Here is a 13,066-nt window from a genome sequence, read left to right as displayed (position 1 = left end):
GGCTATCCCCCCGGATTTCCCTGGGATGAGGGCGCTTCCCCAATGATAGGCGCCCCCTCTACGTACGGCTTCTCAAAGATGAGCGGCATCTCCTCGGCGATCGACTTGTACATCTCCGGGCGGCGATAGCGGCTGAAGTCGTACAGCGTGTTCTTGTAGGCCGCGCACCAGTTGAGGTTGCAGGTGGCCACCACCAGCTCGTCGCCGTCGGTGGCCGCCTGAGCCAGCACCTCGCCGGAGGGGCCGATGATGCAGCTCTCGGCCAGGCTCTCCACCCCCTCCTCCTCGCCCCCTTTGGCCACACCAACCACAAACGTGCCGTTCTGGTAGGCCCCGGCCTGCATGACCAGGCGGCTGTGGAATCCGGCCAAGAAGTCCTGGGATGGATCGGGGTAGTAGTGGATTGGCGTGTTGTAGCCGATCAGGATCATCTCCACGTCGGCCAGTCCCATCACCCGGTAGGTCTCTGGCCAGCGCCGGTCGTTGCACAGGGCCAGGCCGATCTCGCCCCGAAAGGCGGTCCAGGTGCGGAACGTCTCCTCGGCGGGCTCGAAGTAGGCCCGCTCCAGGTGCTGGAACGGGCGCTGGGGCTCGTAGGTCTCGTGGCCGGGGATGTGGACCTTGCGGAACTTGGCCACCTCGTTGCCCTCGCCGTCCACCAGCAGATAGGTGTTGTAGCGGTGGCCGTCGGGGGTCAGCTCGGCGTAGCCCAGACAGAACCCGATCCCCAGGCGGGCCGCCTCGTCGAACAGCGGCTTGACCTCCGGCGAGGGCATCTCGGTCTCATAGAAGCTGTTGAGCTCGTCGACGTCGTCGATCCACCACCGGGGAAAGAACGTGGTCAGGGCCATCTCGGGGTACACCACCAGCTCGCAGCCCCGCTTGTGGCCCTCGTGGAGCAGCGCCAGCAGCCGCTCCACCACCTCGGCCCGGGTTTCCTCGCGGGCGATGGGGCCGAGCTGGGCGGCCCCCACGGTGATCTCCCGCAGATTGCTGGAGAGGCGCGACACCCGCTCATCGGCCACTTCGCTCTCCAGGTGGGTGGTGAGCGTTTTGTCGTTGTCGGCGCTCATGCCGTGGCCCCCGCCGTCTCGGTCACCTCGGAGGTCTCGGCGATCTCGGCCAGCTCCAGCATCACCCGCAGCATCACGTTGGCCCCCGCCTCCAGGTGCTCGGGCTCGGTGTGCTCGAACGGGTTGTGGCTGATGCCCTGCCAGGAGGGCACGAACACCATCGATGTGGGGCACACCGGGGCGAACATCTGGGCGTCGTGGCCGGCGCCCGAGCACAGCCGCCGGTGGCTGAAGCCCAGCTCGGCAGCGGCTTTCTCCACCCGGTTGATCATGTCGGGGTCGAACTCCACCGGGGCGAACCGGGCCAGGCGCCGCGACGTGATCCCCGTGCCCGACTCGGCGGCCAGCTCCTCCAAGAAGGCGGCCAGGCGGTCCTCGGCCTCGGTGAGAAGGTCGTCGTCGGTGTTGCGCATGTCCACGGTGAGCACCGCATCGGATGCCACCACGTTGACCAGGTTGGGATGCAGCTCCACCCGTCCCACGGTGCACACCTGCGGCGGGCCGAACTCCTCGGCCAGCTCGTGGACGAACACCGCGATGCGGGTGGCGGCCCATCCGGCGTCGTGGCGCATGTCCATCGGGGTGGTGCCGGCGTGGTTCGACTGGCCGGCCACGGTGATCTCGGTCCAGCTGATGCCCTGCACGCCGGTGACCGCGCCGATCACGATGCCTTCGGTGTCGAGGATCGGGCCCTGCTCGATGTGCAGCTCGATGAAGGCGTGGGGCGGGGGCGACGGGCACGGGGCCGGGCCCCGATAGCCGATCCGGTCGAGCTCCTCGCCCACCACCGCGCCGTCGGTGCCCACGATGTCGAGTGCCTCCTCCAGGGGGAGCTCGCCGGTGTAGACGAGGCTGCCCAGCATGTCGGGCGGGAACCGGGAGCCCTCCTCATCAGTGAAGAACCCCACGGCGAGGGGCCGCCGGGTGGTGATGCCGGCCCGCTGCACCGCCTCAATCACCTGCAAGCCGGCCAGCACGCCGAGGTTGCCGTCGTAGCGCCCGCCGGTGCGCACGGTGTCGATGTGGCTGCCGCACATCACCGGCGGCCCCGGCTCGGCCCCGGCCAGCGTGCCGGTCACGTTGCCGATGCCGTCGATGCTGATCTCCAGGCCCAGATCCCGCATCCACGTCACCACCAGGTCGCGGCCGTCGCGATCCTCGTCGGTCAACGCCAAACGACAGGCACCGTCGGTGCCCTCGATTTCCCCGATCAATGCCAGAGCAGCCAAACGGTCGCTTAGGCCCTGACCATCAACGCTGATCTCAGTAGCCACAGAAGACATAGTTTGCCAAAAATCTCGCCTATCCGTTTCGCAGAATCGCCAACTCTCCCAACGAGAACGGCCTTCAGCGAATAGATTTTATCTGCTGTGAGTTTCAACCGAATGCGTAGCCTGCGCTGTTTCTGCGCCGCCTCTGAGGCACCGCGATGAGCGATGTGGTGGTGGCCCGGAGCCTCGACGACGCCCTGGGTGCGCTGGCCGAGCGTCCCGACGCCACGGTGCTGGCCGGGGGCACCGATCTCATGGTGGAGATCAACCGGGGTCTGCGCCGTCCCCGCCAGGTGGTGGCCGTGGCCCAGGTGCCCGAATTGCGCCAGTGGAGCATCGCGGAGAACCGGGTGATCGTGGGCGGCGGGGTCACCTACACCGAGATGATGACCACGGCATTGGCCGATGCCGCCCCCGCCCTGGCCCAGGCCGCTCGCACGGTGGGCTCCCCGCCCATTCGCAACGCCGGGACCCTGGGGGGCAACTTGGGCACCGCCTCACCGGCGGGAGACACCCTGCCGGTACTGGCCGCGCTCAACGCCCAAATCGTGCTGGCCGGCCCCGACGGGGAGCGCCGGATGGGCTTGGACGACTTCGTGGTGGGGGTGAAGCAGACATCGCTGCAACCGGGCGAGCTGATCGTGCGGGCCGAGATGGACCGGCCCCGGGGCCGCCAGGAGTTCTTGAAGATCGGTCCCCGCAACGCCATGGTGATCTCCATGGCCGGCCTCGCCCTAGTAGTGGATCGCGATGCCCGCGGCGTTCGCTGCGCCCTGGGCGCGGTGGCCGCCGGCATTCCCCGGGCCACCGAAGCCGAGGCCTGGGTGGCCGAGCGCATCCACTGGGACAACGGCGCGGGAGTGGACGATGCCGTGGCCGACGAGTTCGGACAGCGGGTGGCCGCGGCCTCCTCCCCTATCGACGACCATCGCTCCACCGCCGCCTACCGGCGCCACGCGGTGGCGGTGCTGGCCACCCGAGCCCTGAAGCGGGCGTTCGCAGAAGGGAGCTCCGGCGATGCCTGATCCCTACACCCTGCGGGTGAACGGCACCGACTGCGAGGTGGCCGACGCCGACCTCACCGAGAGCCTGCTGTTCGTGCTGCGGGAGCGCCTCGGGCTCACCGGCACCAAGAACGCCTGCACCGAGGGCGAGTGCAGTTCGTGCGCGGTGCTGGTGGACGGGGTGCTCACCTGCTCGTGTCTGGTGCTGGCCGCAGCCGCCGCGGGCCAGGAGATCACCACCGTGGAGGGCCTGGGCGACGGCCGCGACGGCCTGTCGGTGGTGCAAGAGGCGTTCGTGGACGAGGGCGCGGTGCAGTGCGGCTTCTGCACGCCGGGGCTGATCGTGGCCGTTCACGATCTGCTGGAGGCCGACCCCGACCCCAGCGACGGCGACGTGCGCGAAGCCCTGTCGGGCAACCTGTGCCGCTGCACCGGCTATGGGCGGATACTGGCCGCCGTCCACTCAGCGGCGGCCACCAAGCGGAGCCAGCCATGACTGCTGAGGCCACCAACACCATCGTCGACGCCGGCACCCGGGGGGTGGGCGCCGATGTGGGGCGCCCCGACGGCGTACCCAAGGTGCAGGGCCGGTTCGCCTTCTCCTCCGACCTGTGGGCCGACGACTTCTTGTGGGGCCACACCCTGCGCTCGCCCCACGCCTCGGCCAATATCCGCAGCATCGACATCGGCCCGGCGCTGGCCACCGCCGGGGTCCACGCCGTGCTGTTGGCCGACGACGTGCCCGGTCGCCGCTCCTACGGGCTCGAGCACCCCGACCAGCCAGTGCTGGCCGACGGGCAGGTCCGCTATGTGGGCGAGCCGGTGGCGGTGGTGGCCGCCGACCACCCCGACATCGCCCGGCGGGCGGCGGAGGCCATCGTGGTGGACTACGAGGTCACCGAACCGCTGACCGATGCCGAGGCCGCGCCCCCCGCGGCCCCCATCCACCCCAGCGGCAACGTCTTTCGGGAGATCAACATCCGCCACGGCGACCAAGACGCAACCGGCGATGTGGTGGTGGAGGGCACCTACGAGGTGGGCATGCAGGATCAGGCCTTCATGGGCCCCGAGTCGGGCCTGGCCTTGCCCGACGACGACGGCGGCGTGGAGCTGTTCATATCCACCCAATGGCTGCACGTCGACCGAGAGCAGATTGCGGCGTGCCTGGGGATCGACGAGGAGCAGGTGCGCCTCACCCTGGCCGGGGTGGGCGGGGCGTTCGGCGCCCGCGAGGACCTGTCGTTGCAGATCCACTTGTGCCTTTTGGCCCTGCACACCGGCAAGCCGGTGAAGATGGTCTACAGCCGCGACGAGTCGTTCTTCGGCCATGTGCACCGCCACCCGGCCAAGATGTGGTACCGCCACCACGCCGATCGCGACGGGCGGCTGGTGAGGGTGGAGGCCCGGATCGTGCTCGACGGCGGGGCCTATGCCTCCACCTCATCGGCTGTCATCGCCAACGCCTCCTGCTTCGCGGCGGGCCCCTACAAGGTGCCCTCTGCCCACATCGTCGGTCTGGCGGCCCGCACCAACAACCCGCCGTGCGGGGCCATGCGGGGCTTCGGCGCGGTGCAGACCTGCTTCGGCCACGAATCGCAGATGGACAAGCTGGCCGCCGCGCTGAACATGGACCCGATTGAGCTGCGGCTGATCAACGCCCTGGACTCCGGCGACCGCCTCATCACCGGGCAGGTCATCACCGGCACCTTCCCGGTGGCCGAGGTGATCCGCCAGTGCGCCGAGGCCCCCGAACCCCACATCGCACCCAGCGACGACCGGCGGGACCTGCCGGGAGGCTCGGGCCGCACCACCGACGCCACCGACACCGTGCGGGGAACGGGTTTCGCCGTGGGGTTCAAGAACCTCATGTTCTCCGAGGGCTACGACGACTACTCATCGGCCGCTTGCCGGGTAGCCGACGGGGTGGCCACCGTCACCTGCGCCTGCGCCGAGGTGGGCCAGGGGTTCGTGACCCTGGCCCAGCAGATCGCCCGCACCGAGCTGGGGGTGGACGAGGTGATCTTGGCCCCGGCCCAGACCGCCACCGTCGGCTCGGCGGGGTCGTCGTCGGCCAGCCGCCAGACCTGGATGTCGGGCGGGGCGGTGCAGGCCGCCTGCCGGGCGGTGCGCGATCAGATCTTGGCCGACGTGGCCGCCGACTGGGACATGGCCCCCGACGGGCTGGTGCTGCGCGATGGCCTGGTGGTGTCGCTCGACGGCCAGCAGGAGGCACTGCTGGCCCAGGTGACCGCCGGGGCCGGCTACGAGGCCGACGTGGAGTACCACCACGCCCCCACCGAGGCGCTGGACGAGAACGGCCAGGGCAACGCCCACGTGTCGTTCGCCTGCGCCGCCCACCGGGTGATCGCCGATGTGGACCCCGACCTGGGCCTGGTTCGAGTGCGCGACATCACCACCGCCCAAGACGTAGGCCGCATCCTCAACCCCACCCAGGCCGTGGGCCAGATCGAAGGCGGCACCGCCCAGGGAGTAGGCCTAGCCCTGATGGAAGAAATCGTCCTGGACAACGGCCTGGTAAGAAACGCCTCCTTCACCGACTACGTGATCCCCACCACCCTGGACATGCCCGACGTGACCATCGCCGCCTGGGTGGAAGAACCCGAACCCGGTGCCCCCTACGGCGCCAAAGGCATCGGCGAACCCCCCACCATCTCCTCATCCGCCGCCGTCGCCGCCGCCGTCCGCAACGCCACCGGCCTCCCCCTCCCCCGCATCCCCATCCGCCCCGCCGACATCGCCCTGAGCTGAGCTGAATCCCACAATCTGCGGTTGAGAACACCCATCGCTCACCAGATCTTCCACTAACGAAGGACCCCTGCAGTCAACAACCTTCCAATTCTCTGGACCCCCGGGCACCTGTGCCAGCGGACTGTGTCCAGCTTCTAATGGCTATTCATTCGCTGAGTCGAGCGTCCAGATAAGTGAGGATGGTTCGGCCAGCGTTGATTACCAGCTGCGCTTCAGTTGAGTCGAGGAGTCCTTCGTTGGGGTGAGCCATGCTTGCTTGGTTCCTTAGCGGGTTGAGAGCATCGAGTGCTTGCCCGAACGACTGGAGAATCTGCTGAGTGCGTGCTGTGTTGCTTGCTGGTGCAGCAGCCAGCTTCGGATGATGCGCTCGCATTTCTTTGAGCAGCTTTGAAATTGGGGCACCATCGTCATGATTGATACCAGCGGTCTCGCACTCTCCGATGAGATAAGCGTGCAGGGTCGTATGCACACGGTCGACAGACACCGGGGCCCCACTTCGGGACTTCAATAGAGTCTCCGTGTCCTCGATGGCCAGCAGAACATCGGATCGAGATGTTCGAGGGATCTTGCCATCTACGACCACGCCGTGAAGTCGGTCAGCCCATCTGAGCAATTTGTTTTGGAGTTCCTCAGTGCGAGTTTCAGGCGATTCAGGACCGCCAACAGGAAAGCGCTCCGTAACTCCCCGAACGATCCGGGCCTGAGCCTGAGGCTCCAGATCGGAGACGATGGCAATGAACCGCTCTCGCGTCGTTCCCTCCAAGGAATCGGGGTCAATGTCAAGATCGCAGTACTCCGGATAGAACTCGGCATGGGTGCGGTAGGTGAAGTCTCCGAGGAAGCCCTGGGTGACACCGATGTACCGATTGACAATCTGCATGATTTCCGAGCGCGAAAGGCCAGCTGAACTCACAACACGAGTGTATTGACCGTCCATGAGAGTTTCGGGGGTTGGCTCCATGTCCGGCTCTATTTGGCGAACCACCCCTAGCTTCGCCTGGGTTTCAGCAGCATTTGACCCTGATCTTCGGCACCCTCAGCAGTCGTCACTACTCATTCCCAGAGTCGGACGCCCTTCAGGAGCGAAACATTGAAATGCATGACGTATCCTGAGAGATATCAATATGAAGCAAGCAGCAGGAACTGCTGGCGTTGTTGGTGGAAGCTTGGAACGGTGACGAAACAATGTGTACCCTACGCGTTCGGCTTGGACCCATCGGGACAAGCACAATGCCAACACTTCGCGAGGCCTATGAATGACAAATCATATGGGTCAACTGGATCCAGGGAAGCTGCTAGATCGATATGAGATCAAAGCCCGTCTTCTGCCAGCTCTTCTGTCATGGTTTGCGTTGTTGCCAGGCATGGCCGCGCTCGGCATGAACGATTCGACCTGGATTCGCGACCTATTGATTGGCGGGAGCCTCACAGTGGTGGCATGGGTCGGGCTTGCATATTTTGCATCGGCAGCAGGCCGCAGGTATGAACGGAAACTCTGGCCCAACTGGCCACACGATGCCCCAACTAACCTACGGCTCCAGCCGAACGACACGAATTGCTCTAGGGAACAGAGAGATCTCTACTACGAGGCGATAAGCGCACTGGTCGGCTTAGACATTGCCCGGACCGCTGAGGAAGGAGACGAGCATCGACTAAAGCAAATCACCAACGATGCTGTCACCGGGTTACGTCACCTGTTCCGAACAATCGATACAAAGGGACTCCTTTCCATTCACAACGAGGACTATGGCTTCACTCGTAACCTCTCTGGACTTGCTCCATTCTGGTTCCCAGCTAGTATGGCCTCAGCTGCCGCAGCATGGGCTGTTTTTGCAATTGCCAATTCTGGATTGTTGTTGGCAATATTAGCCTCTATAACTCTGATAATCGCTTTAGTCCTGGTGACCTCTCGCAGATCTATAGTAAGTCACCGCGCGGAGCGATATGCCGACAGTTTCTTCGGCACCCTTGTTGAAGCACACCGCAACCATGTCCAGAAGAGTTGACCTGAAAGAACGGAGAAAACAATGCCTACAATCCATTTCCTAAACGTCAAAGAAGGTGATTGTTCAGTCATAAGGCACCTTTCGGGGCGAATTTCAGTAATTGATGTCTGCAACGCCGAGACCGTCGAATCGACTACCTCGGGCGCAAAGTCGCTGGAAACAGCAATGATGGCCGAAGCTGTGCGCGGAACCTTGGGCAATTTCAACCAAAAAAGTTACCCCGTCAATCCCATCCAATATCTTGATGAGCATGGAATCACGTCCATATTCAGATACATTCAGTCTCACCCTGACATGGACCATATGGATGGAATCAAGAGTCTCTTTGAAGCATTCGAGCCACAGAACTTTTGGGACACGGATAACAAGAAGGAACTGGACTCCTCATCGTGGAATAGTTCCCCCTATAACGCGGAAGACTGGAAATTCTACAAGCATTTGCGCGACTCTGATCCAGAGCAAGATCCGAAGCGGCTGACTCTCCTCTCCGGTGCAAATGGTAAATTTTGGAATCAAAATGAAAATGGTTCAGGAGGTGGGGACGGCATTAAGGTCTTGGCACCCACACAAACACTGGTGAATAGTGCGAATAAGTCCAACGACAATTACAACGATTGCTCTTATGTTCTTCTCTATCGCACTCATGGACATAGAATTGTCTTTGGTGGCGATTCCCACGATGCAACTTGGGAACATATATTGGCAACTTGGGAAAAGGACGTGACGGACATTGATTTGCTTATTGCACCTCATCATGGCCGTGACTCTGGCCGTTCCTATGGATTTCTAGACGTCCTAAAACCCACACTTACTTTCTTTGGAAATGCCCGATCCGAACACTTAGCATACAGTGAGTGGTCGCGCCGTGATTTAGCTATTATTACGAATAATCAAGCCAATTGTATGGTAGTAGATATCGGAGCTGACTCGATGCACCTCTATGTCACACACGAAACCTTTGCCAAGAAAGTAAACCCTTCCACGTACTATGATGAGGATCTCAAGGCGTGGTTTGCATATGTGATCTAATAGCGATGACCAGCAGTCTAGCCGCCACCCTAAATTGCCACGCCTTTCCTCCTCCAACCCGCCCATGACTGAATTGCGCGACACGAGCCCCGTGGCAGGCGTGCTCGACATGACAAGACAGCGAAACGGGAATTCCCTCTGGCGAGAAATCAGACCCAAGGGCCGCAAGGGCCGATGAGGCTTCAGGCGAATTTCGGGAGTCGCCGCTAGCCACCTTCAACCTGAATGGCCAGCACACAATCGGCAGGTGGGTAATGTCCTTCTCCAACTGAAGAGCCTGATCACTGAAGTGTGGACGGTCACTGAGGTGTGGAGGCCACGATCTGAGTAGTGTGTCCGATTCGTGGATGGCTTCCTCATGGAATGGGACCCCACTACTTGGGTGGCACCGAAAGGGTTCCCCCCATCGCTTCAGCCGGCTGGCGTGTTCAGCCAAGAGGCCTCCAGCGGGTTGGAAGTGACGCTGGTTCGAGCATCGGGCAAGCCAAAAAACTCTGATCTGCGCGATGGGTGGTCGAGACGGAGGGCCGGTCGGGCTAGCCCAGTTTTGCTGGTGGCGTTCTATTCCACTGCTGATGGCCAGCGGGTATCACTGTGCGGGCCGGTGGGTGACCCACCGTTGGTGCACCACGACATTGAAGTGTCGCAGGCTGAGCGGCTGGCTCAGGTTGCGTTGAGCGAGCCCAGCCATCACGCGGCTACTCGCTTCTTGTTGGCTTCGATTCCCGAATTGGATTCCCCGTTTCCGGGGCTTCGAAATGTCGGCTTACTGGCCACCCAGGAACTCAGGGTAGGTGTCCCCGATCGGTCGGACTGGGCTTCAGCAAACCGCAAAGCTACAGCCTTGCTGGGCCAGCGAGGCCGTCAGTTGGTCGAGGGCTTGGGGTTCCAAATCGAGATGCTGGCCACCAATGCCTCAATGCTCACAATCAATGGTCGCAAGCATGCCGTGGCCGTGTTCTGCGACGAAGACGAGCCTTTTGAGGCGCCGTCTGGCCGGTTTGACAACACCTCGCCGGTGTCTCGCGCACTGGCTCTCGCTGATCAGGAGAGGGTCGATTGGGTAGTTCTCACTCGGTCTTCAGAAATCCGGCTCTATGCCGCTCGCCCAGATACTGGCGTGGGTCGAAAAGGCCGAGCCGAGACCTTTGTGGAGCTGAATCTGTCGCTTGTGCCCAACGATCTCGCCGGCTATCTCCATCTGTTGTTTTCAGCCGAGGCCCTTGACGACAACGGAACCCTGGACCAAATTCTCGACCGGTCATCCGACTTCGTTGCCGACTTGGCTTTGCGGCTTCGGGAGCGCGTCTACCACGAGACAGTTCCGGCACTGGCAAACGCGGTGGCCGCTCGGCTTTCCCGCGATCGGCACGGCGATGTTCTGAGCGAAAGCGATCTAGCTGATGCCTATGAGCAAGTGATGGTGATCTTGTTTCGACTGCTCTTTGTGGCCTATGGGGAAGACAAGAACCTGTTGCCCTATCGCACCAACGATCGCTACGACGACCACTCCTTGTCGCGAAAAGCTCAACAACTCTCCGAAGACCGACGCCTTGGCCGAAACAATTACGACGAAGAGGCCACGGATCTATGGGACGACATCAACCAGCTCTGGGATGCGGTCAATCGCGGCAACAGTGACTGGGGCGTGCCCGCATACAACGGTGGATTGTTCTCCATCGACCAAGAGGTGAGTCCGTCGGGCGCGGCTATCGCTGATATCAAGCTCACCAACGCCGAGTTCGGCCCCGCCCTGTCGGCGGTGTTGGTGGATGAGGGGCCGGAGGGCTTTGGGCCTGTGGACTTCCGATCGCTGTCGGTGCGGGAGTTCGGCACCATCTACGAAGGGTTGTTGGAGTCGAAGCTGTCGGTGGCCCAAGACGACCTAGCTGTCAAATCCATCAAGGGCAAGAGCCAATATGTGCCCGCCTCCGATGACGACGACGTGGAGGTGCAGGTAGGTGCGGTGTATTTCCACAACCGCTCTGGAGTCCGCAAGGCCACCGGCTCCTACTTCACCAAGCCTTTCGCCGTCGAGCACCTGCTCGACAACGCCCTAGAACCTGCGCTCGACGACCACATCGTCCGGCTCGACCAGTTGCGGCAGACCGGTGATGAAGCCGCGCTGGCCGATGCCTTCTTCGACTTCCGCTGCGCTGATATCGCGATGGGCTCGGCGCATTTCCTGGTAGCCGCGGTCGACCGCATCGAGGCCCGCCTGTCGGCTTGGCTTACTCTCCATCCCGTCGCTGCCGTGACAGCGGAGTTGAACCGATTGCGAAACGCCGCTCTTGAGGCGCTGGGGGAGCTGGCCGACGGCGTTGAGATCGAATCGGGTTCGCTCCTTCGGCGCCAAGTGGCCCGCCACTGCGTCTACGGCACTGACAAGAATCGTGTGGCCGTGGAGCTAGCGCGGCTCGCCATCTGGGTCCACACCTTTGTTCCTGGCCTGCCGCTGTCATTCCTCGACCACAACCTCATCCAGGGCGACAGTCTCACCGGTGTCGGAACACTCCACGAAGTGGTGGCCGCGTTCGAACCGGACGCCGACCCTCACGCCCCGAGCTTGTTCCGCAGCCAAATCGAGGACCTTCTATCGGTAGCTGAGAACGCACTTCGTCGTCTTGCTCGTACCTCTGATGCCACCAAGAGGGAAATAGACGAGGCCAGGGCGGCTCACCTGGAAGCCCAAGACGCGATAGTTGAGTTGCGAGCCGTACTTGATGTGATCACTGCGCACCGAGCGGAGATCTGTTCGCTCCCAGAGAAACTTGAAGTGGACACCTTCGATCGCATTGCCAAGCGTCCTGCGGTAGCCAACCAAGTCGCAAGGTTGCAGCCTGCCCACTTCCCCGTCGCATTTCCCGAGGTCTTCCTTCGTGAAAATCCTGGATTCGACTGTCTCATCGGCAATCCTCCCTGGGAGCAGGTGGTTGTTCAGGACAAAGTGTGGTGGGGTACCTACTTGCCCGGCATCCGAAGCTTGCCCATTAAGCAGATGAACGACGAGATCGCCCGGTTTCGACGGACTAGGCCGGACCTTGAAGCTGCGTTTGAGGAGGAGCTGGAAGATGCTGAAGAGATGAGGACGGTTTTGCGCAACACCTTTCCTGACCTCGGATCGGGGCGGACCGACTTGTACAAGGCATTCGCCTGGAGGAACTGGAATCTCATTCGTCAGGGCACCGGTCGAATCGGCGTTGTACTACCCCGCACCGCGTTACAGACCAAGGGTTCGGAGCATTGGCGCAAGACGGTGCTTGAGGAGGGAGCATTCAGCAATGTGACTGTGCTTCTAAATTCCGGTGGTTGGGTATTTGACGACGTGCATGGTCAATGGACAGTGGTGCTCTGTTCTTTGCGTAAGGGGAAGGAACTGTTGGACGTCGTAAATCTCTGCGGGCCCTTTTCCGGATGGACAGCGTTTTTGGCTAACAAGAGATCCGGATTGGAGGTCATTCCAACTGACGAGTTCGTCTCGTGGTCGGACGATGCAAGCTTCCCACAGCTTCCACCCCATCCTGGAGCTCTCGCATTGTTCCGCAAGCTCAGGGCTCACCCCACAATTGGTGATCAAGGCAGCCTTGTCGCCATGAGAGATGATGAGATGGCCTTAGGTCCGTCCGTCCGTCCGTCCGTCCGTCCGTCCGTCCGACCGACCGACCGACCGACCGACCGACCGACCGACCGACCGACCGACCGACCGACCGACCGACCGACCTGGCGAGTACGTCCACTCCAGGGCGACCTCAACGCTACGACCGACAAGCACCGGTTCATCCTCGACGGTGGCAAGTCCGCCCGTTCGCAGAACTCCACGCCACAGCCGACAAGCACCGGTTCATCCTCGACGGTGGCAAGTCCGCCCACACCGAGAGTACGACGCGACCAGTGACAAGCACCGGTTCATCCTC

9 protein-coding genes are annotated in these 13,066 nt (G+C 62.5%); 6 read left to right on the top strand and 3 right to left on the bottom strand.

Annotated elements, in window-relative coordinates; translation table 11 throughout:
- Positions 1-2: 2 nt before the first annotated feature.
- Positions 3-1,073 carry an N-carbamoyl-D-amino-acid hydrolase gene (locus tag ACOGXH_RS03160; RefSeq protein ID WP_419927666.1) on the bottom strand — a complete coding sequence of 357 codons (1,071 nt, stop codon included), beginning with the start codon at positions 1,071-1,073 and terminating at the stop codon, positions 3-5.
- Entirely contained in the window at positions 1,070-2,356 is a 1,287-nt protein-coding gene (locus ACOGXH_RS03155; RefSeq protein ID WP_419927665.1) for a Zn-dependent hydrolase, read from the bottom strand. Before ACOGXH_RS03155 ends, ACOGXH_RS03160 begins: the two co-directional genes overlap by 4 nt.
- A gap of 146 nt (positions 2,357-2,502) precedes the next feature.
- Between ACOGXH_RS03155 and ACOGXH_RS03150 the strand changes: the two genes are divergently transcribed.
- From ACOGXH_RS03150 to pucD, 3 genes are read left to right on the top strand one after another with little or no spacing between them, the layout of a single operon-like run.
- Positions 2,503-3,369: an FAD binding domain-containing protein gene (locus ACOGXH_RS03150; protein ID WP_419927664.1), complete on the top strand. Its 867-nt coding sequence runs from the start codon at positions 2,503-2,505 to the stop codon at positions 3,367-3,369.
- Entirely contained in the window at positions 3,362-3,844 is a 483-nt protein-coding gene (locus tag ACOGXH_RS03145; protein WP_419927663.1) for a (2Fe-2S)-binding protein, read from the top strand. Before ACOGXH_RS03150 ends, ACOGXH_RS03145 begins: the two co-directional genes overlap by 8 nt.
- Positions 3,841-6,117, top strand: a complete 2,277-nt coding sequence (pucD, locus tag ACOGXH_RS03140) for a xanthine dehydrogenase subunit D (protein ID WP_419927662.1) — start codon at positions 3,841-3,843, stop codon at positions 6,115-6,117. The genes ACOGXH_RS03145 and pucD overlap by 4 nt, the downstream gene beginning before the upstream one ends.
- 145 nt (positions 6,118-6,262) lie before the next feature.
- On the opposite strand, the gene ACOGXH_RS03135 is transcribed toward pucD, so the two are convergent.
- Positions 6,263-7,030, bottom strand: coding sequence for an abortive infection family protein (locus ACOGXH_RS03135; RefSeq protein WP_419927661.1), 768 nt, complete (start codon positions 7,028-7,030; stop codon positions 6,263-6,265).
- A 466-nt stretch (positions 7,031-7,496) separates the two neighbouring features.
- Here ACOGXH_RS03135 and ACOGXH_RS03130 point away from each other — a divergent pair, with 466 nt between their 5' ends.
- The 3 genes from ACOGXH_RS03130 (at position 7,497) to ACOGXH_RS03120 (ending at position 13,047) form a co-directional block, all read left to right on the top strand.
- A complete protein-coding gene (locus ACOGXH_RS03130; protein WP_419927660.1) occupies positions 7,497-8,123 on the top strand; it encodes a hypothetical protein in 627 nt (208 codons plus the stop codon).
- Between the two features lie 21 nt (positions 8,124-8,144).
- Positions 8,145-9,152: a ComEC/Rec2 family competence protein gene (locus ACOGXH_RS03125; RefSeq protein ID WP_419927659.1), complete on the top strand. Its 1,008-nt coding sequence runs from the start codon at positions 8,145-8,147 to the stop codon at positions 9,150-9,152.
- Between the two features lie 343 nt (positions 9,153-9,495).
- Positions 9,496-13,047, top strand: coding sequence for a PT domain-containing protein (locus ACOGXH_RS03120; protein WP_419927658.1), 3,552 nt, complete (start codon positions 9,496-9,498; stop codon positions 13,045-13,047).
- The last annotated feature ends 19 nt before the right edge of the window (positions 13,048-13,066 follow it).

It is taken from the genome of Candidatus Poriferisocius sp. (assembly GCF_965208355.1).
Classification (GTDB): Bacteria; Actinomycetota; Acidimicrobiia; order Acidimicrobiales; family Bin134; genus Poriferisocius.
This window is presented reverse-complemented; position numbering and strand designations above follow the sequence as displayed.

Excerpts from the sequence above, each read along its gene's own strand:
- ACOGXH_RS03155 (WP_419927665.1), bottom strand. The coding sequence starts at position 2,356 with ATGTCTTCTGTGGCTACTGAGATCAGCGTTGATGGTCAGGGCCTAAGC.
- ACOGXH_RS03145 (WP_419927663.1), top strand. The coding sequence starts at position 3,362 with ATGCCTGATCCCTACACCCTGCGGGTGAACGGCACCGACTGCGAGGTG.
- ACOGXH_RS03125 (WP_419927659.1), top strand. The coding sequence starts at position 8,145 with ATGCCTACAATCCATTTCCTAAACGTCAAAGAAGGTGATTGTTCAGTC.
- ACOGXH_RS03130 (WP_419927660.1), top strand. The coding sequence starts at position 7,497 with ATGAACGATTCGACCTGGATTCGCGACCTATTGATTGGCGGGAGCCTC.
- pucD (WP_419927662.1), top strand. The coding sequence starts at position 3,841 with ATGACTGCTGAGGCCACCAACACCATCGTCGACGCCGGCACCCGGGGG.
- ACOGXH_RS03160 (WP_419927666.1), bottom strand. The coding sequence starts at position 1,073 with ATGAGCGCCGACAACGACAAAACGCTCACCACCCACCTGGAGAGCGAA.
- ACOGXH_RS03150 (WP_419927664.1), top strand. The coding sequence starts at position 2,503 with ATGAGCGATGTGGTGGTGGCCCGGAGCCTCGACGACGCCCTGGGTGCG.